This window comes from Streptomyces sp. NPDC111516, from assembly GCF_055635345.1.
Genome location: NZ_JBVKBV010000003.1, coordinates 180,028 through 198,888, shown reverse-complemented (window position 1 = coordinate 198,888; position 18,861 = coordinate 180,028). Strand labels below are relative to the sequence as shown.

Sequence of the window (18,861 nt, the reverse complement as noted above, 5' to 3'; positions counted from 1 at the left end):
AGTCTGGTCCCGTACCGAATGGAGGGGACAGCATGTACGGCTGGATCTGGCGGCATCTGCCGGGCAACGCATGGGTGCGTGCGCTCATCTCGCTCGTGCTGGCGCTGGCTGTCGTCTACGCGCTTTTCCAGTACGTCTTCCCGTGGGCGGAGCCGCTGCTTCCGTTCGGCGACGTGACGGTCGACGGCTCGACCGGAACGGGGGGCGGCCAGTGAGCGCCCGCATCCTCGTCGTGGACAACTACGACAGCTTCGTCTTCAACCTCGTCCAGTACCTCTACCAGCTCGGCGCCGAGTGCGAAGTGCTGCGTAATGACGAGGTGACCACGGCACACGCCCAGGACGGCTTCGACGGGGTTCTGCTGTCACCCGGCCCCGGCACCCCCGAGCAGGCGGGTGTCTGCGTCGAGATGGTCCGACACTGCGCGGCCACGGGCGTCCCGGTCTTCGGGGTCTGTCTCGGGATGCAGTCGATGGCGGTGGCGTACGGCGGTGTGGTGGACCGCGCCCCGGAGCTGCTGCACGGCAAGACCTCGCTGGTGACCCACGAGGGCACCGGGGTCTTCACCGGCCTGCCGTCCCCCTTCACCGCGACCCGCTACCACTCGCTCGCCGCCGAACCCGACACGGTCCCGGCCGAGCTGGAGGTGACGGCGCGCACCGCCGACGGCATCATCATGGGGCTGCGCCACCGGGATTTGGCGGTGGAGGGCGTGCAGTTCCACCCGGAGTCGGTGCTGACCGAGCACGGCCATCTGATGCTGGCCAACTGGCTGGCACAGTGCGGCGACACAGGAGCCGTCGCGAGGTCGGCGGGGCTCGCGCCGGTGGTGGGCAAGGCCGCCGCGTGACCGCACTCCGTCCCGAACACGACGCCGGACAGGACGGCCCGTACGAGCAAGGAGCGTACGAGGCCGCGGGCGCGTTCGAGGCGGCGGTCGACCAGCTGGCGGATCCGCTGAACGATCCGCTGCCCGGGCAGCATGCCTCGCCGTGGTCCCGGTCCGGCGGCATCCCGCCCGAGGAGCAGGGGCGGGGACTGCACCGGGCGCCGGATCAGCCACCCCGGGCGCAGACGCAAGGACAGGTACAGTCACAGGCGCCACAAGGGGCGCAGACGCCCGAGCAGACCCCGTGGGAGTGGTACGACCCCGAGGGGTTCGAACGGGACTGGTACGGGCAGCAGGCGCCCGCGCCGGTGCCCCGGGCGCAGTCCGTCCCCGCCCCCGTCCCCCTCCCGCCGGACGACGAGACGGTGGGCCTGCGGACTGCGGGCCCCCGCCACCTGGCCGATCAGGCGCCGACGGCCCGGCAGCCGGTTCCCGGGCCGGAGCCGGTGTCGGAGCCGGGCCTGGGTGCGGAGTCGGGCGCGGGGCCCGAGGAATCCGGTCCGGAACCGCGTACCGGAGGCCGTGCCGAGCGCCGGCGCGCCGCGAAGGGGCGTGGCCGCCGACGTGCCGAACCGCGGCCGGAAACCACGGCGTCGGCCACGGCATCGGCGTCGGCCGCCAAGCCGATGTCGCGCGTCGAGGCGCGGCGCGCGGCGCGCGCGGCCAAGGACAGCCCGGCCGTTGTCGCCAGCCGGGTCGTCGGAGAGCTCTTCATCTCGCTCGGTGTGCTGATGCTGCTGTTCGTCACGTACCAGCTGTGGTGGACGAATGTGCGCGCCGACCTGTACGCCGGCAAGGAGACGCACAAGATCCAGGACGACTGGGAGAACGGCGACCGCAACCCGGGCGCGTTCGAGGCGGGGCAGGGATTCGCCATCATCCACATCCCCAAACTGGATGTGGTCGCTCCGATCGCCGAGGGCATCAGCAAGGAGAAGGTCCTCGACCGGGGCATGGTCGGCCACTACAGCGAAGGCACGCTGCGCACCGCGATGCCGTCCGCGAAGAAGGGCAACTTCGCGCTGGCGGGCCACCGCAACACGCACGGCGAGCCGTTCCGCTACATCAACAGGCTGCACCCCGGTGACCTGATCGTGGTCGAGACGCAGGACGCGTACTACACGTACGAGGCGACGAGGACCCTTCCGCAGACTTCGCCGTCCAACGTCTCGGTGATCGGCCCGGTGCCGCCCGGTTCGGGGTTCACCAAGCCGGGCCGGTACATCACCCTGACGACCTGTACGCCGGAATTCACGAGTACGTACCGCTTGATCGTCTGGGGCAAGATGGTCGACGAACGACCGCGCAGCAAGGGCAAGCCCGACGCGCTCGTCGGCTGAAACATCATCACGACAGGGACGGGTGCGGTGACAGCGAGGACCGAGCACGAAGAGCGAATCGGCGAGTCCGCGCCCCCGCCGCGGCGCAGACAACGCCATCCCGTCGCGACGGCGGTCAGCTTCTTCGGCGAACTGCTGATCACCGCAGGCCTGGTGCTGGGACTCTTCGTCGTCTACTCCCTCTGGTGGACGAACGTGCTCGCCGACCGCGAGGCCACCAAGCAGGGCCACACCGTCCGCGACCGCTGGGCGGGCGGACCGGGTGCGCTGGACACCAAGGACGGCATCGGCTTCCTGCACGTTCCGTCGATGAAGAACGGCGAGGTGCTCGTCAAGAAGGGCACCGACACCGAGAACCTCAACAACGGCATCGCGGGCTATTACACGGACCCGGTGAAGTCGGCTCTCCCCTGGGACGAGAAGGGCAACTTCACCCTGGCGGCACACCGCGACGGGCACGGTGCCAAGTTCCACAACATCGACAAGGTGAAGACGGGGGACGCGGTCGTCTTCGAGACCAGGGACACCTGGTACATCTACAAGGTCTTCAACGAGCTTCCCGAGACGTCCAAGTACAACGTCGATGTACTGCAGGCGGTGCCGAAGGGGTCGGGAGCGAAGAAGCCCGGCCGCTACATCACGCTGACGACCTGCACACCGGTCTACACGTCGAAGTACCGCTACATCGTGTGGGGCGAGCTGGTACGTACGGAGAAGGTGGACAAGGACCGCACGAAGCCGGCGGAGCTGCGTTAGCCGTGACTGAGCTGCTTCGAGGAGCTCAGTCGTTCTAGGATGGCGAAGGCCCGAAGTCGCAACCACTCTTTGCGACTTCGGGCCCCTTCTCTGCCCGGCGACGGCTACCTCAGGATCGGGAGCGGTACTCCGGCGCTCCACTTTTCGAGGTGAGCGCGGTCGACGAGGGTGATGCCGTGGGTTTCGGCGATGGCGCGTGCGTCGGGTGCGAATGAGGTCGTGGCGACGAAGAGTGCCACATCGGCCCCGTGCTGGACGAAAGAGGCGCCGAGGAACTTCTGCAGTTCGCCGCTCCACACCGGACGGTAGGGCGCGAAGCTCTTGCACTGCACGACGATGCTGCGGCCGTCTGCGGTCACTGCTGTGACATCCACACCTCGGTCGCCACGGCCGCCGTGCACTACGACGTCCGTGCAGCCGTCGCGGCGGAGCAGTGCGGCGACGTGGTGCTCGAACTCCCGCCAGTTCATGGCGTCGATGGACGCCATGATTCCGGTGTACGGGCGCGGGCCCTGGGCGTGCTCAAGGTGCCTGAGCCTTTGGTGGTGGTTGCAGAGCTTTCGCTCGACCTTCTCGACGTCGTCCCGGAGCGAGATCAGCTCCTTGCGGTGCTCACCGGAAGCTTCGATGAGGGCGTTGAACATGGGGACGACGGTCTTGCCGAGGATGTGGGTGATGCGGTCGTCGATGCGCTCGTCGAGGGCCTCGGCTTCCCTGTGGACAGAGTTATCCACAGGCTGAGTCCGTGCCACGTACTCCATGTCGAGCAGGTAAGTACGCACCTGACGTGCGACTTCGCTGTCCCGGAGAAGCATGGCGACGTTGAGTACCGTCCGTCGGGAGAAGACCGCGATCGCCCGTGAACGTGACTGAATTCCACAGGCCCCCTTGAAGAGGGCCAGTCGCGTGCCTGTCAGAACCTGGAGGCCGTTGGAGTCCAGCTCCTCCCTGTGGTCCTCCATAACGGACTCAAGGGTCTTCACGGTCACCTCGAAATACGCTGCGACCATCGCCGTGGTCACGTGCATGCCGTCCGGCAGCAGCGAGAGTGACCTGACCTTGTCGATCACCTCGGTCCGGCCGGCGACGTCATTGCGCAGAGACCTCGACTCCAGCAGTACTGCATCGTTGATCACGTTCATGGCCTCTCGGCTCGTCTCGGATGTCGGTTCGAGCTGGTTGGGGTCTGACCCCCACGCCACCCCATCGATCTAACGAATCAGCACATATGAAGACACGATCGATTTACGGCTGCATGTGCGGTATGCCGGGCCGGAGGCATCGTGGCAGGGCACAGCAAAGGGCCCCGGTCACCATTGCGGTGACCGGGGCCCGATGGGCGGTGCGATTCGGGGTCAGTGCCGACGTGAGCCGGACGGGCCGCCGAAGAAGTTGCCGTCTCCGCCGCCCGGCAGGGTCTGGACATTGACCACGCTGTTCTTGTCGACCTGCTGGTTCGCGCCGGGCTGGAAGGCGACGACCTTCGCGTTGTCGTCATTCGGTCCCACCACCTGGATCTGCAGGCCCGCCTGGGCCAGCCGGGCCTTCGCGTCGCCAAGGGTCGTGTTCTGCAGGTCGGGAACGGTGGTCTGCTCCGGCTGCTGCGGGCCCTTCGACACCTTCAGGACGATCGGGACGTCCTTGGCCTGCTTGCCGACTCCGGGGGACTGCTCGACCACGGTGTCCACCGGCTGGGGCGAGTCGATGTCGACACGCGAGATGGTTGTGAACCCGATGCCCCTGAGCTGGGCCTCTGCATCCTGGTACGAACGGGTGCGAACGTCGGGGAGGTCCAGCAGGGCCTGCTTGGCGACCGTGATCGTGACCTCGGAGTTCTTCTCGGCCTTCGCGCCACCCTCGGGGGCCTGCTTGATGACCGTGCCCGGGGTCTTCTCGGACTCGACGGTGGTGACGTTCACCGTGAAGCCCTTCTCCTCGAGATACTTGCGGGCGTTCTCCTCGGACTTCTCCGTGACGTCCGGGACCTCCACCTTCGGCGCGCCGGTGGAGACGACGACCGTGACGATCTCCTTCTTCACCATCTTGCCGTCGGCGGTCGGGGTCTGGCTGCAGATCTTGCCCTTGGGCTGGTCCTCGCAGGGTTCGCTCGAGCCGACCTTGAGGACGACGTCGGCATTTCTCGCAAGGCCCTGTGCTTCGTCCACGGTCGAGCCGACCATGTTCGGCACATTGATCTCGCCGCTGTCGGCCTTGTCGCTGAACACCGACTGGCCGATCAGGATCGCGCCGATCAGCACCAGGACGCCCGCGACGATCAGCAGGATCGTCGAGGTGTTGCTCTTCTTCTGGCGCCTGCGGTCCGGTCGGTCGTCGTAGCCGTCGTCGTCCGGGTTGACCGGGGGCAGCATGGACGTGGCTGCGCCGTTCTGGTCCGCGGCATGCAGTGCGGTGGTCGGCTGGTCGTTGCCGTATCCGTCGTAGCCGCCGTAACCGGGTGCGCCCATCGCCGCGGTGGCGGCGACCGGCTGGCCGTCGAGGCAGGCCTCGATGTCGGCGCGCATCTCGTCGGCCGACTGGTAGCGGTAGTCGGGGTCCTTGGTCAGGGCCTTCAACACGATCGCGTCCATCGCGGGCGTGATCTCGGGGTCGAAGTTGCTCGGCGGCTGCGGCTCTTCCCGTACGTGCTGGTAAGCGACCGCGACGGGTGAGTCCCCGATGAACGGCGGTCGGACCGTCAGCAGCTCGTAGAGCAGGCAGCCGGTCGAGTACAGGTCGGAGCGGGCGTCGACCTGCTCGCCCTTGGCCTGCTCCGGGGAGAGGTACTGGGCGGTGCCGATGACGGCCGAGGTCTGGGTCATTGTCATGCCGGAGTCGCCCATGGCGCGGGCGATGCCGAAGTCCATGACCTTGACCTGGCCGGTGCGCGTCAGCATGACGTTCGCCGGCTTGATGTCGCGGTGGACGATGCCCGCGCGGTGCGAGTACTCCAGTGCCTGGAGGATGCCGACGGTCATCTCAAGGGTGCGCTCGGGCAGTAGCTTGCGGCCGGAGTGCAGAAGTTCCCTGAGCGTCGACCCGTCAACGTACTCCATGACGATGTACGGGATGGAGACCCCGTCGACGTAATCCTCGCCGGTGTCGTAGACCGCGACGATCGCCGGGTGATTGAGCGAGGCGGCGGACTGGGCCTCACGGCGGAACCGGGCCTGGAAGGACGGGTCGCGGGCCAGATCGGCTCGCAGCGTCTTCACAGCTACGGTGCGGCCGAGCCGGGTGTCGTGTGCGAGGTAGACCTCGGCCATGCCACCACGGCCGAGCACCGAGCCCAGCTCGTACCGGCCGCCGAGGCGACGCGGCTCTTCCATAACTGTTCCAGCCCTCTCCGTCAGTCCCGACCGCACCGGTGTGTGGTCCGGCGGTGTGCTGCTCGCGCATACGCTACCGGCCGTGCACTACCTGATCGGCCCGGAGTCCGGACCTGATATCTGACCGGTATCCCAATGTGCAGGTATGGCACCCGATGTGATGGGCATCACCTTCTGCTGTCGATTACCGCCTTCATCACATCCCGTGCGATCGGGGCGGCCAGACCGCCACCGGAGACATCGTCGCGGTTGGCCTGGCTGTCCTCGACGACCACGGCGACGGCGACCGGGGAGCCCTTGTCGGTCTTGGCGTACGAGATGAACCAGGCGTACGGCTTCTCGCTGTTGTTGAGGCCGTGCTGTGCCGTACCCGTCTTGCCGCCGACGGTGACGCCGGGGATCTTGGCGTTCGTCCCCGTGCCGTTCTGGACGACGGTCTCCATCATCTGCTGGAGCTTCTGGGCGTTCTCACCCGAGAGGGGCTGGCTGAGCTGCTCCTTCTCGTGGGTGTAGATCACGTCGAGGTTGGGGGCCTGGCGCTGGGCGACCATGTACGGCTGCATCAGCTTGCCGTCGTTGGCGACCGCGGCGGCGACCATCGCCATCTGCAGCGGGGTGGCGCGGTTGGACGCCTGGCCGATCCCGGCCATGGCGTTCTGCGGCCGGTTGTCCTTGGGGTAGACGCTGGCGTCGGCCCGTACCGGGGTGAAGATCTCCTTGTTGAAGCCGAACTTGTTGGCCTCGTCGATCATCTTCTGGTTGCCGAGGTCATCGCTGATCTTGCCGAAGACGGTGTTGCAGGACCACCGCAGCGCTTCCCGGAGCGAGGCGTTCTCACACGGGATGTTGCCCTCGTTCTCCAGGTTGCCGGTGGTCTGCGGGAGCCGGTAGGGCAGTGGCGACCTGGTGTGCTCGTCGATGCTGGTGTACAGCCCGTTCTCCAGCGCGGCGGCGGCGGTGACGACCTTGAAGGTCGAGCCCGGGGGGTAGGTCTCGCGCAATGCCCGGTTGAGCATCGGCTTGTCCTTGTCCTTCAGGAGCTGCTGCCGGGCTTCCGCGTCCTTGAGGGAATTGCCCGCGAAGACCGAGGGGTCGTACGAGGGGGTGCTGACGAGGGCCAGGATGGCACCGGTCTGCGGGTCGATCGCGGCCACGGCGCCCTTCTTGTCGCCGAGCCCCTTGAAGGCGGCCTTCTGAGCGGCGGCGTTGAGGGTGGTGACGATGTTGCCGCCGGTCTTCTTCTCACCGGTGAAGAGAGACAGCGTGCGGTCGAAGAACAGCTGGTCGCTGTTGCCGGTGAGGATTCCGTCCTCGATGCTCTCCAACTGTGATGCGTCGAACGCCTGCGAGGAGTAGCCGGTCACGGGCGCCCACATGGGGCCGTTCTTCCAGACCCTCTTGTACTTGAAGTCGCTGCCCGAGGTCTCGACGGACCCGGTGACGGGGTTTCCGTCGACGATGATGTTGCCGCGCTCGTGTGCGTACCGCTCGATCTGGACGCGGCGGTTGTGCTCATTCGCGTTCAGTTCGTCGGCACGTACGTACTGGAGCCAGTTGACACGGACCAGGAGGGCGAGGACGAGCAGCCCGCAGAAGATCGCGATCCTGCGAAGGGGCTTGTTCACGGTCGGACCACCTGGGTCATCTCGGCGTCGGGTGATGGGGCTGGGGCCGGCGCGGGGCGGCGCGCGGTGTCGCTGATACGGAGCAGGATTCCGATCAGGGCCCAGTTGGCGATCACTGACGATCCGCCCTGCGCGAGGAACGGCATGGTCATACCTGTGAGCGGGATGAGTCCCATGACACCGCCGGCGACGACGAAGACCTGAATGGCGAAGGAGCCGGAGAGCCCGATCGCGAGGAGCTTGCCGAAGGGGTCGCGGGCTCCGAGGGCGGTGCGGACGCCGCGCTCGACGATCAGACCGTAGATGAGGAGAATCGCCATCATTCCGGCGAGGCCGAGCTCCTCGCCGACGGTGGCGAGGATGAAGTCGGAGTTGGCGGCGAAGCCGATCAGGTCGGAGTTGCCCTGGCCGAGTCCGGTGCCGAGCGTGCCGCCGGAGCCGAAGGCCATCAGGGACTTGGCCATCTGCTCGCTCGCGGCCTCCGTGCCCCAGCCTGCGAAGGGGTCGAGCCAGGCGGTGACGCGCTGCTGGACGTGCGGTTCGAACGAGGCGACACCGATGGCGCCGACCGCGGACATCAGCAGGCCGAAGACGATCCAGCTGGTGCGCTCGGTGGCGACGTACAGCATCACGACGAACATGCCGAAGAACAGCAGGGAGGAGCCCAGGTCGGTTTCGAAGACCAGGATCAGGATCGAGAAGGCCCAGACCATGAGGATCGGTCCGAGGTCACGGCCACGCGGCAGGTACAGCCCCATGAATCGGCGGCTGGCCAGAGCGAGTGCATCGCGCTTGACCATCAGATAGCCCGCGAAGAAGACGGCGATGATGATCTTGGCGAACTCGCCGGGCTGGATGGTGCCGACCCCCGGGATGCTGATCCAGATCTTGGCGCCGTTCACGGCGGGGAAGAACATCGGCAGGACCAGCAGGAACAGCGCGACGACCATGGAGATGTAGGTGTAGCGCTGCAGGATGCGGTGATCCTTGAGGGCCACCAGTACAACGACGAGCAGCCCGACGCCGACCGCGGAGAACACCAGTTGCTTGGATGCGGCAGGCGCGAAGGTCTTCAGCGCCTGGAACCTCTCGGACTGGTCCAGACGCCAGATGAAGGCCAGGCCCAGGCCGTTGAGCAGGGTGGCGCACGGCAGCAGCAGCGGGTCCGCGTACGGCGCGAATCTGCGCACAGCGAGATGCGCAACGGCAGCGAGCAGGGCGAGCCCGAGTCCGTATCCGAGCATGCCGACGGGCAGTTTGCCATTGAGGGCGAGGCCCACGTTGGCGTACGCGAACACCGAGATGGCGACGGCGAAGACCATCATCATCAGTTCGGTGTTGCGACGGCTCGGTGCGTCGATCGCGCCGATCGTGGTCGTGTTGGTGACAACGCTCATGGTGCTGAAGGCTCCCTACGGCTTTACTGCTTACCGCACTGCGGGACCAGCTTTTTCTCTTCCTCCGAGAGGCTGGGACCAGGAGTGGGAGTCGCTGCGGTCGGCTTGGTCTTGGTGGCGTCGGAGGTGCCGGATGTCTTGGTGGCGTCGGAGTCCGTGCCACTGGCTTGGCCCTCGTCGGAGCCGGCCTTCGCGGCCGCGCGTCGCTGGGCGTCCTTCTTGCAGGCGGATGCCTGGACAGAGAGTTCGCCGATCTTGTCGCGTGCGGCGGTGAGGTTGCCCTCGGCGATCGTCGCCTCGACCTGCTTGCGCTGGTAGGGCGGGAGGTACTTGAGTTCGATCTCGGGGTGCTCCTTCTCGACCTTCGAGAGCGAGACCCACGCCAGGTCCTGGCTGATGCCGCGGAACAGCGCGACGTGTTCGTTCTTCGCGCCGACATAGAACTGGTTCTGGGTCCAGCGGTAGCCGCCGTAGAGACCGCCGCCGACGACGGCGAGCGCGAGCACGATGAAGAAGGACCGCTTGAGCCACTTGCGGCCGCCGCGGGGCTTGACGAAGTCGTCGTCGGTGTACGCGTCGAAGGAGCCGTCCGGCATTCCGCCGTAGCCGACGTCGTCGCCGCTGCCGGGCGGGCCGAAGCCGCCCGCGGGCGGCGGGACGGGGCGGCCGAGGCCGGCCGCTCGTCCGGCGGGTGTCTGCATGGCGCCGCCGTCGTTCTGCTGGGCGGCCTGGTTCTCGGCGACCGCGCCGACGATGACCGGGGTGTCGTTGAGCTGTCCGGCAAGGGTGTCGTTGTTGTCGACGTCGAGTACGTCGGCGACGATGCAGGTGATGTTGTCCGGGCCGCCGCCGCGCAGAGCGAGCTGGATCAGCTCCTGGATGGTCTCCTGAGGGCCCTGGTAACTGGCGAGGGTCTCTTCCATCGTCTGGTGGGAGACGACACCGGAGAGCCCGTCGGAGCAGATCAGATAGCGGTCGCCGGCCCGGACCTCACGGATGGAGAGATCGGGTTCGACGTGGTCGCCACTGCCCAGCGCACGCATCAGAAGAGCGCGCTGCGGGTGGGTGGTGGCCTCTTCCTCGGTGATCCGGCCCTCGTCGACCAGCCGCTGCACCCAGGTGTGGTCCTGGGTGATCTGGGTGAGTACGCCGTCACGCAGCAGGTACGCGCGGGAGTCGCCGACGTGGACGAGGCCGAGGCGCTGGCCGGTCCAGAGCAGGGCGGTGAGCGTGGTGCCCATGCCCTCCAGCTGGGGGTCCTCCTCGACCATCATGCGCAGCTGGTCATTGGCCCGCTGGACCGCCGTACCGAGCGAAGTGAGGATGTCCGAGCCCGGGACGTCGTCGTCGAGCTGGACGAGCGTGGAGATCACCTCGGAGCTGGCGACCTCGCCGGCTGCCTGGCCACCCATGCCGTCGGCGATGGCGAGAAGGCGCGGACCGGCGTAGCCGGAGTCCTCGTTGCCTTCCCGGATCATGCCCTTGTGCGATCCGGCGGCGAAGCGCAGGGAAAGACTCATGCGCACCTCGCCCGTCGGCTCGGGGTACAGCCGGTCTCGAGCCACACTGCCCACCCTCCGGTCGGGAGCCGGGCCGGGTCCGTTGCCCGGGCCGTCGCGGCTCGCTCGCTCCGCTCGCTCATTGTCGTACTACTTCCGCAGCTCGATGACGGTCTTGCCGATCCGGATCGGCGCGCCCAGCGGAACAGGCGTCGGGGTGGTGAGTCGGGTCCGGTCGAGATATGTGCCGTTGGTGGACCCGAGATCCTCGACGATCCACTGGCCGTCACGGTCGGGGTAGATCCTGGCATGCCTGCTGGACGCGTAGTCGTCGTCCAGCACGATCGTTGAGTCGTGGGCACGGCCCAGCGTGATGGTCTGCCCCTGGAGCGCCACCGTGGTGCCGGTGAGGGTGCCCTCGGAGACGACCAGCTTTGTGGGTGCCCCCCGGCGCTGGCGGCCGGGCTGTTGGCGTTGCTGCGGCGGTGCCGCGGCATTCTGGCGTGCCTGTGGCGGTCGTGCGTCGGTCGCGGTGCGGCGTGAGCCGCGCTGCGTGACGCGCGTTCCGAACAGGTCGCTGCGGATGACCTGGACGGCCACGATTACGAACAGCCACAGAACAGCCAGGAATCCTAGCCGCATGACCGTCAGGGTCAGCTCTGACATTGCCCCCGCTTCACCCTTCGGCTTGCCGGTAAACGATGGTGGTGCTGCCCACGACGATCCGCGAGCCGTCGCGGAGCGTAGCGCGGGTTGTGTGCTGCCCGTCCACCACGATGCCGTTGGTGGACCCGAGATCCTGGATCGTCGAGGGCGTTCCGGTCCGGATCTCACAGTGCCGACGCGATACGCCGGGGTCGTCGATCCGCACGTCGGCGTCGGTGCTGCGTCCCAGCACCAGCGTCGGGCGGGAGATCTGATGGCGGGTGCCGTTGATCTCGATCCAGCGCCGCACCTGCGCGCTCGGCAGGGGGCTGGGTCCGGCCGGCGGGTGCCGGTCGGTACTGGGCGCTCCGGGCCTGCCTGCGCCCGGCGGCGGCGCCGCGGGCATGGGCGGGGCGGAACTGGGCGGATAGCCGTAACCGCCGGTGGGCTGCGGGGGACGCCCCGTGCCCGGGTAGGGGGGCTGGCCGTGCTGTCCTGGCCTGCCCTGGGGGTCCTGCTGCTGTGACGAACTCGACGCCAGGGTGCGGCTGCGCACCCGGTAGAGCCCGGTGTCGAGGTCGTCGGCCTTCTCCAGATGGACCTTGATGGGGCCCATGAAGGTGTACCGCTGCTGCTTGGCGTAGTCGCGGACCAGGCCGGAGAGTTCGTCGCCCAACTGTCCGGAGTACGGGCTGAGCCGCTCGTAGTCGGGGGTGCTGAGCTCGACGATGAAGTCGTTGGGGACGACAGTCCGCTCACGGTTCCAGATCGTTGCGTTGTTGTCGCACTCGCGCTGGAGGGCTCCCGCGATCTCGACCGGCTGGACCTCGGACTTGAAGACCTTGGCGAAGGTGCCATTGACCAGACCTTCGAGACGCTGCTCGAAACGCTTCATGACTCCCATGGGGCACCTCCTCCGTTGTAGTCGTCCCTGTACTGCTTACTGATCGTATCCACGCGTCGGGAAATCGGCTGGTTCCCCTTGTCTGCCCTGTGGATGAGTGTCACCTCTCACACGGATCGTAGAGGCGGCCTCCTCACAGTGTCCCGCACGAGGGGCGCACTGAGGAGGAGTGGGGGCAGCCACTGGGCGTTCCCGCTTCCCGCCAGGCGTTCGGTGAAACAACGGATGTGAATCCACCCTGTCCAGCGTGCTAATCTTCCGGATGTCGCCAGGCGCTCGCACCAAACGGTGAGAGAGAGTCTGGAAACACCACTCTTGCGCGAGTGGCGGAACGGCAGACGCGCTGGCTTCAGGTGCCAGTGTCCTTAGGGACGTGGGGGTTCAAATCCCCCCTCGCGCACAAGAGAGAAGCCCCACAGGCCAAACGGTCTGTGGGGCTTCTTCGTTCCCGTCGGTGCTCGTCGGCCGGGACCGGGTGTGGCAACTTTCGTCGTGGGCGGGTGCGACGAAAGTGAGGCGTCGCGGGTGTGCGGGGCTGCCTAGGGTGCGGGGCGTGTACGCGATATCGAAGTTCCGGGCCGGATGGCAGTGGTGTGCGGCGCCGGAACTGTGGTCCCGGCGCAGGACGGCCGGGGAGGCCGTGCTGGCCGCGGTGCTCGGGCTGCTCTCGGCCGGGACGGAAGAACTGCTGCGCAGCGGAGAGCTGCGGTTGTGGACGGTGTCGGCAGCCGTCGTGGCGCTGTCCTTGATGAGGCGCCGGATACCGGTGACCGTGCTGGTGGTGACGGCCGCCCTGGCCGGGCTGTCCGGCGGATTCGCGCTGCTGCTGATGGTGGTGGCCTGGAGTTCCGGGCGCCGGATCGCCGGGGCGGGGCGGGCTCTGGGGGCCTTCACCGCCTCGTACGCGTTCTATGTGGGGCTGACCGTCGCGGTGAACTGGTCGGCGATGCGGCCGCTGACCCAGGTGTTGTTCACCACCCTTTACTTCCTGGCGACGACACTCGTGCCCGGCCTCGCCAGCCGGTACTGGACGCAGCGCCGGACCCTGTTGCACGCCCTGCAGGAGCGCAATGCGCAGCTCATCAGGGAGCGGGCCATGATCGTGGGGCAGGCGCGGCTCATGGAACGCCAGCGGATCGCCCAGGACATGCACGACAGCCTCGGTCACCGACTGGCGCTCATCTCCGTTCATACGGGAGCGCTGGAGGTCGACCGAGACCTGACGGCACGGCAGCGGGAAGTGGTCGGGGTCCTGCGGGACGCATCGGTCCACGCGATGCATGAGCTGCGCGAGGTCGTCGGTATTCTCCGGGACGGTGTCGAGGGACCGGCGCAGGGCGGCGAGGGCGGACAGCCGACGGCGCGGGGGACCGCCGGCATCGAGGAGCTGACGGCGGCGGCGCGGGCTGCCGGAAGCGCCGTGGAGCTTCGCCGTACAGGAAGGGTCCGGGTGCTCGCCGCAGCCTCGGACCATGCGGCGTACCGCGTCGTCCAGGAAGCATTGACCAACGCGTACAAGCATGCGCCGGGTGCGGCGATCACGGTCGAGCTGCGTTACGAGCCGGATTCCTTCGTCGTCGAGATCGTCAATGGTCCACGACCGCATGCGCGGTCTGCGGGTGAGGTGGTCAGCGGCGGGCAGGGGCTGCCCGGTCTGCATGAGCGGGCCCGGCTGGTCGGCGGCATGGTGCACGCCGGCCGGACCCAGGACGGCGGCTTCCGGGTGGCCGGGGTGCTGCCCTACGGCGCCGAGGGCATGCCCGGCGGTGCGGCGGGCGCGCCGATGGTTGATGCGGAGGACGACTTCCGGCAGCAGTCCCGGATGGCCCCGAAGGGGAACGGTGGTCCGGTCATGGACTGGACGGTTTCCGAACGGGAGTTGGCGATGAGCGGCAGCAGAAGAAGTACGGGCAGCGGGGTCGCGCTGGGCTGCGGGATAGGAGCCGGAGCCCTGGTGCTGTTGATGCTGGCCTGCGGTTTCGGCCTGTACTTCTTGGCGGCGGAGGCGGACAAGGCGATGATCGATCCGAGTCAGTACCGGTCGATCAAGATCGGTACGGCGGAGGACAAGGTACGGGAGGAACTGCCTGCCGGGGATACATTCATGACGACCGGACTGGACGGTGAGGGACCCAGGAAGCCGGCCGGGGCGAGGTGCCTCGTCCTGATGTCCTCCGAGCTGGGCGACAGCTTCGACACCGAGCCGGTGTTCCGGTTCTGCTTCCGGGACGGCAAGCTGATCGAGAAGAAGTCCTACGAGGTCGCCAGCAGATGAGGCGCCCAGGACGAGCGCGGGGGTACGAGTGACGGGCCAGCTGATCAGGGTTGTCATCGCTGACGACGAGCCTCTCATCCGGGCCGGGATACGGATGATCCTCACCTCGGACCGTTCCATCGAGGTGGTCGCGGAGGCTGCGAACGGGCGAGAGGCCGTAGAGCTGGTCCGTGCCCATGCCGCTGATGTGGTGCTGCTCGACATTCAGATGCCGGTGATGGACGGGCTCACGGCGTTGGCGGAGCTGCGCACGGCCGCTCCGGCGGTACGTGTGATTGTGCTCACGACGTTCGGCGAGCGGGAGAACGTGCTGCGGGCGCTGGAGCAGGGGGGTGCCGGTTTCCTGCTCAAGGACACGGCTCCGGCCGAACTGATCCGGGCGGTGCGGGCAGCGGCGGCCGGGGACGCCTATCTCTCACCCGGTGCCACCCGGCATGTGGTGGATCAGCTGACCCTGGGCCGGACGGCGGTGCGGGGCGAGGAGGCGCGACAGCGGGTGGCGGCGCTCAGCGGGCGGGAACGTGAGGTGCTGGCGCTGCTCGGGGAGGGGCTCTCCAACGCGGACGCGGGTAGGCGGTTGTACATGAGTGAGGCGACGGTGAAGACGTATGTGAGCCGGATCCTGGCGAAGCTGGGATGCGAGAACCGGGTGCAGGCTGCGTTGTTGGCGAGGGATGCGGGCCTGTAGTACAGCCACGGGGCGCGGGTGAGGTCGGGATGGTTGGGCTGTGTTTCACGTGAAACACCCGATTGTGGACGTTCTCGGGTGGGCGTGGTCAGGTCGGGGCCGAGCGCGCAGGTGCTTGCGCAGCCGCTGCAGGACAAGGGCGACGGTGCGCTGAGTGTGTACACGGTCCCCGATCGCGCAGTGGCGGTGAACCACCTGAAGACACAGGCGAGTTACGGTGCCTGGTGCCCTTCGTGATGCTCAACTTCACCAGCTCCGATGGCATCTTCCGGCCGGAGCTGCAGCCCGGCTTCTTCGGTGCGCTGCACTAGGGGCGGGGGCGGCACGGCAGGGCCGAATCCCGGACCGAGGTGAACCATGAGGAAGAGCTCGAAGAGGAGCTGGAAGAGGCCGTCGGCGTCTGACCAGGACAGAGCGTTGCCCACGGGTGTTGTCCACAGGCCGGAACGTGAGTTTTCCACAGGGGCAGATGGCTTTCGGCGGACGGCGGTACCTTCATCGCAATTGATCTGCGACAGGGCGTCGGGCCAGGAGCGCAGGGCGAGGGTGGGGGAGGCCGCGCGCCATGGGCGAAAACGAAGCGACAGTGCCGGTTCAGCGGGCTGAGCAGAGGAATCCACGCATTCCGGTCGTGCCCGGATTCGCTCACCGGGCGGATGGGGCGGCCGCGACGGGCAGGAGCGCGCCGCTGTCGCCCAGGGATGTGGGCAAGGCCTTGCGGGAGAGGGTGTCCAGGGCTTCTCACTCCTCTCTGGAGCTTCCGGCCGGGCGGCCCGATGCCGTGCAGGCGGTCGAGGAGTCGAGCCGCGGCCGGGTGCCCGGGCTCGCCCCGATCCGGGTGGGTCGGATGGCGGCCACACCGTTCGCCTTTCTGCGGGGCTCGGCCGGGCTGATGGCCCATGACCTGGCGGGCACGCCCGTCAGCGGGGTGGGCGCTCAGCTCTGTGGCGATGCGCACGCGGCCAATTTCGGGCTGTACGGCGATGCGCGCGGCAGCCTGGTCATCGATCTGAACGATTTCGACGAGACCGTGTTCGGCCCCTGGGAATGGGACCTCAAGCGCCTCGCCACCTCGCTGGTGCTCGCCGGGCGGGAGGCCGGGGCGGACGAGGACACCTGCCGCCAGGGTGCCTACGACACGGTGGGCGCCTACCGGCGGACGATGCGGCTGCTGGCCAAAATGCCCGCGCTCGATGCCTGGAATGCCATCGCGGACGAGGAATTGGTCTCGCACACCGATGCGCGGGATCTGCTCGGCACTCTGAAGCGGGTCTCGGAAAAAGCCCGTAACAACACCAGCGCCCGTTTCGCGGCCAAATCCACCGAGGATTCCGGGGACGGCGGACGTCGTTTCATCGACGCGCCACCGGTGCTGCGGCGGGTGCCGGACGACGAGGCCGCGGCGGTGGCGGCGGGACTCGGCGACTATCCGGGCACGATCTCGGAGGACCTGGTGCCGCTCCTCGCCAGGTACGCGATCCACGACGTGGCGTTCCGGGTGGTCGGCACGGGGAGCGTCGGCACCCGGTCGTATGTGGTGCTCCTGCTCGATCACCGTGGCGAGCCCTTGGTACTGCAGGTGAAGGAGGCGCGGCCCTCCGTGCTGGCGCCGTATCTGCAGGCTGCCGGGTTCGATGTGCCGGAGGTGGCGCACGAGGGGCGCAGGGTGGTGCTCGGGCAGAAGCGGATGCAGGTAGTCAGCGACATCCTGCTGGGGTGGGCCAGCGTAAGCGGGCGTCCCTTCCAGGTGCGGCAGTTCCGGAACCGCAAGGGCAGCGTGGACCCGGCGGCCCTGGCAGCCGATCAGGTCGACGACTACGGCCGGATGACCGGGGCGCTGCTGGCGCGGGCCCATGCGCACAGCGCCGATCCGCGGCTGATCGCGGGCTACTGCGGCAAGAACGATGAGCTGGACGAGGCGGTGGCGGCGTTCGCGGTGGCGTACGCGGACCGTACGGAGGCGGACCACGCGGAGCTGGTACGGGCCATCGGGTCGGGGCGAATAGCCGCCGAACGGGGTGTGTGAGGGGTATTGAGCCGACCGCGCGTCATCGGGGCGCGGGAGGTGGCCATACGCTGGACGGGTGACCCACGAAGCCGCCGGGGTGCCGACCACCCGGAACGACGATGACCGGCAGGACAACGACCGGCAGCACGATCAGCATGCGCCGCATGCGCCGGATGCGCCGGACGGCCGGTCAGCCGGTGTCGGTGCTGGTGAGGGCGCAGGTGCTGCTGATGGAACCGGTGGATCCGCCGGCGGGCATGCGGAGGGGGCTCGGCCGGAGGCTCGGCTCGCCAAGGCGGTACGGGCGGCGGAGCAGGCGTTGATCGAGTTCGAGATCGCGGTGGAGACCTTCCGGGTCGAGGTCGAGAACTTCTCCCGGCTGCACCACCAGAAACTCGGGCCGATGTACGCCCGCCTCGATGAGCTCGATGCGCAGATCGCGGAGGCCCGGGCTGCCAGGACCGGTGATCCCGACGACCTTCGCAAGGCGCAGGAGGCCCGGGCGATCGTGATGCCGATGCCGGGCGTCGACGAGCTCTTCCACGACTGGATCGACTCCGACGGACTGTCCCCCGAGGCGGCGGCGATGCTGACCGAGCAGACGGTCCGGCCGCCCAAGCGGGTCCGGCCGACCGAGGAGGCGCGCAAGCTCTACCGCGAGCTGGCGCGCAAGGCCCACCCGGACCTGGCGCAGGACGAGACGGAGCGGGCGCGCAGGGACGAGTTCATCACCCGCGTCAACGCTGCTTACGGGCGTGGTGACGAGGCACTGCTGATCGAGCTGGCGCAGGAGTGGGCGGCGGGGCCGGTGGCGCCGGAGACGGAGCTCAGCGAGAGCGAGGAGCTCTACGCCCGGCTGAACTGGCTGACCCAGCGCAAGGAACTCCTGACCGTGCTCGCTCAGGAGCTTGAGGAGAGCGCTATCGGGGCCATGCTGCGGATGGCGCCCGACGATCCGGACCGGCTGCTCGACGAGATCGCCGATCAGCTGCTGGGCGAGGTCGCTCAGCGCGAGGCGGAGCTGGCGGGGCTGGTGCAGTAGCGTTCCTGGTGACTCTGGAGCGTACATACGAGAGAAGGCATGACCCATGAATTTCGCCCCGCTGCCCTCGGTGGATGTTGCGGCGGTTCCGTCGGAAGGCTTTGTGCTGGATGTCCGGGAGAACGACGAATGGGCGGCCGGGCATGTCGAAGGCGCCCTGCACATTCCGATGAGTGACTTCGTGGGTCGCTTCGGTGAGCTGACCGAAGCGGCTGAGGGTGGGCAGCGCGTGCATGTGATGTGCCGGGTCGGCGGCCGGTCCGCCCAGGTCACCCAGTACCTGGTGCAGCAGGGCATCGACGCGGTGAACATCGACGGCGGGATGCTTGCCTGGGACGGTGCCGGGCGTCCGATGGTCACCGACAACGGCACCCCGGCTTTCGTGCTCTGAGCCGGGTGGCATCAGCTCGGTTGCCCGGTCGCTGGGCCGCCGGCCCGCGCGGCTGCTCGGCGGCTCGGGCGGCGTC

General features: G+C 68.1%; 16 protein-coding genes and 1 tRNA gene. 10 read left to right on the top strand and 7 right to left on the bottom strand.

The window, feature by feature from the left end; translation table 11 throughout:
• The first annotated feature begins 32 nt into the window (after positions 1-32).
• From ACZ7L9_RS08870 to ACZ7L9_RS08855, 4 genes are read left to right on the top strand one after another with little or no spacing between them, the layout of a single operon-like run.
• Positions 33-215 carry a hypothetical protein gene (locus tag ACZ7L9_RS08870; RefSeq protein ID WP_266747294.1) on the top strand — a complete coding sequence of 61 codons (183 nt, stop codon included), beginning with the start codon at positions 33-35 and terminating at the stop codon, positions 213-215.
• Positions 212-850, top strand: coding sequence for an aminodeoxychorismate/anthranilate synthase component II (locus tag ACZ7L9_RS08865; protein ID WP_471413791.1), 639 nt, complete (start codon positions 212-214; stop codon positions 848-850). Before ACZ7L9_RS08870 ends, ACZ7L9_RS08865 begins: the two co-directional genes overlap by 4 nt.
• A complete protein-coding gene (locus tag ACZ7L9_RS08860; protein WP_471413790.1) occupies positions 847-2,229 on the top strand; it encodes a class E sortase in 1,383 nt (460 codons plus the stop codon). Before ACZ7L9_RS08865 ends, ACZ7L9_RS08860 begins: the two co-directional genes overlap by 4 nt.
• Positions 2,230-2,256: 27 nt before the next feature.
• Positions 2,257-2,985, top strand: coding sequence for a class E sortase (locus ACZ7L9_RS08855; protein WP_471413788.1), 729 nt, complete (start codon positions 2,257-2,259; stop codon positions 2,983-2,985).
• 104 nt (positions 2,986-3,089) lie between these two features.
• Here ACZ7L9_RS08855 and ACZ7L9_RS08850 read toward each other — a convergent pair whose 3' ends face one another.
• The 7 genes from ACZ7L9_RS08850 to ACZ7L9_RS08820 all read right to left on the bottom strand — a co-directional run bounded on the left by ACZ7L9_RS08850 (position 3,090) and on the right by ACZ7L9_RS08820 (position 12,381).
• A complete protein-coding gene (locus ACZ7L9_RS08850) occupies positions 3,090-4,127 on the bottom strand; it encodes a restriction endonuclease (RefSeq protein WP_471413786.1) in 1,038 nt (345 codons plus the stop codon).
• Positions 4,128-4,340: 213 nt separating this feature from the next.
• Complete coding sequence (pknB, locus tag ACZ7L9_RS08845; protein ID WP_471413784.1) at positions 4,341-6,311, bottom strand: Stk1 family PASTA domain-containing Ser/Thr kinase; 1,971 nt, start codon at positions 6,309-6,311, stop codon at positions 4,341-4,343.
• Between the two features lie 167 nt (positions 6,312-6,478).
• On the bottom strand, positions 6,479-7,936 hold the full coding sequence (locus tag ACZ7L9_RS08840) for a penicillin-binding transpeptidase domain-containing protein (protein ID WP_471413783.1): 1,458 nt from the start codon (positions 7,934-7,936) through the stop codon (positions 6,479-6,481).
• On the bottom strand, positions 7,933-9,333 hold the full coding sequence (locus tag ACZ7L9_RS08835; RefSeq protein WP_471413781.1) for an FtsW/RodA/SpoVE family cell cycle protein: 1,401 nt from the start codon (positions 9,331-9,333) through the stop codon (positions 7,933-7,935). Before ACZ7L9_RS08835 ends, ACZ7L9_RS08840 begins: the two co-directional genes overlap by 4 nt.
• 23 nt (positions 9,334-9,356) lie before the next feature.
• Positions 9,357-10,853, bottom strand: coding sequence for a Stp1/IreP family PP2C-type Ser/Thr phosphatase (locus ACZ7L9_RS08830; RefSeq protein ID WP_471413780.1), 1,497 nt, complete (start codon positions 10,851-10,853; stop codon positions 9,357-9,359).
• A 129-nt stretch (positions 10,854-10,982) separates the two neighbouring features.
• Positions 10,983-11,498 (bottom strand): FHA domain-containing protein FhaB/FipA, encoded by a 516-nt coding sequence (locus ACZ7L9_RS08825; RefSeq protein ID WP_093895021.1) that lies wholly within the window; start codon positions 11,496-11,498, stop codon positions 10,983-10,985.
• Between the two features lie 10 nt (positions 11,499-11,508).
• A complete protein-coding gene (locus ACZ7L9_RS08820) occupies positions 11,509-12,381 on the bottom strand; it encodes an FhaA domain-containing protein (RefSeq protein ID WP_471413778.1) in 873 nt (290 codons plus the stop codon).
• Positions 12,382-12,698: 317 nt separating this feature from the next.
• Between ACZ7L9_RS08820 and ACZ7L9_RS08815 the strand changes: the two genes are divergently transcribed.
• From ACZ7L9_RS08815 to ACZ7L9_RS08790, 6 genes are all read left to right on the top strand, one after another.
• Positions 12,699-12,781 (top strand) — tRNA-Leu (locus ACZ7L9_RS08815).
• A 153-nt stretch (positions 12,782-12,934) separates the two neighbouring features.
• Positions 12,935-14,656 (top strand): sensor histidine kinase, encoded by a 1,722-nt coding sequence (locus ACZ7L9_RS08810; protein WP_471413777.1) that lies wholly within the window; start codon positions 12,935-12,937, stop codon positions 14,654-14,656.
• A gap of 28 nt (positions 14,657-14,684) precedes the next feature.
• On the top strand, positions 14,685-15,344 hold the full coding sequence (locus ACZ7L9_RS08805; RefSeq protein WP_471413776.1) for a response regulator transcription factor: 660 nt from the start codon (positions 14,685-14,687) through the stop codon (positions 15,342-15,344).
• 565 nt (positions 15,345-15,909) lie between these two features.
• A complete protein-coding gene (locus ACZ7L9_RS08800; protein WP_471413774.1) occupies positions 15,910-17,370 on the top strand; it encodes a DUF2252 domain-containing protein in 1,461 nt (486 codons plus the stop codon).
• 58 nt (positions 17,371-17,428) lie between these two features.
• The gene (locus ACZ7L9_RS08795; protein WP_471413772.1) at positions 17,429-18,394 is read left to right on the top strand and encodes a J domain-containing protein; all 966 of its coding nucleotides are present in this window, start codon (positions 17,429-17,431) and stop codon (positions 18,392-18,394) included.
• Positions 18,395-18,440: 46 nt separating this feature from the next.
• Positions 18,441-18,785 carry a rhodanese-like domain-containing protein gene (locus ACZ7L9_RS08790; protein ID WP_471413771.1) on the top strand — a complete coding sequence of 115 codons (345 nt, stop codon included), beginning with the start codon at positions 18,441-18,443 and terminating at the stop codon, positions 18,783-18,785.
• The last annotated feature ends 76 nt before the right edge of the window (positions 18,786-18,861 follow it).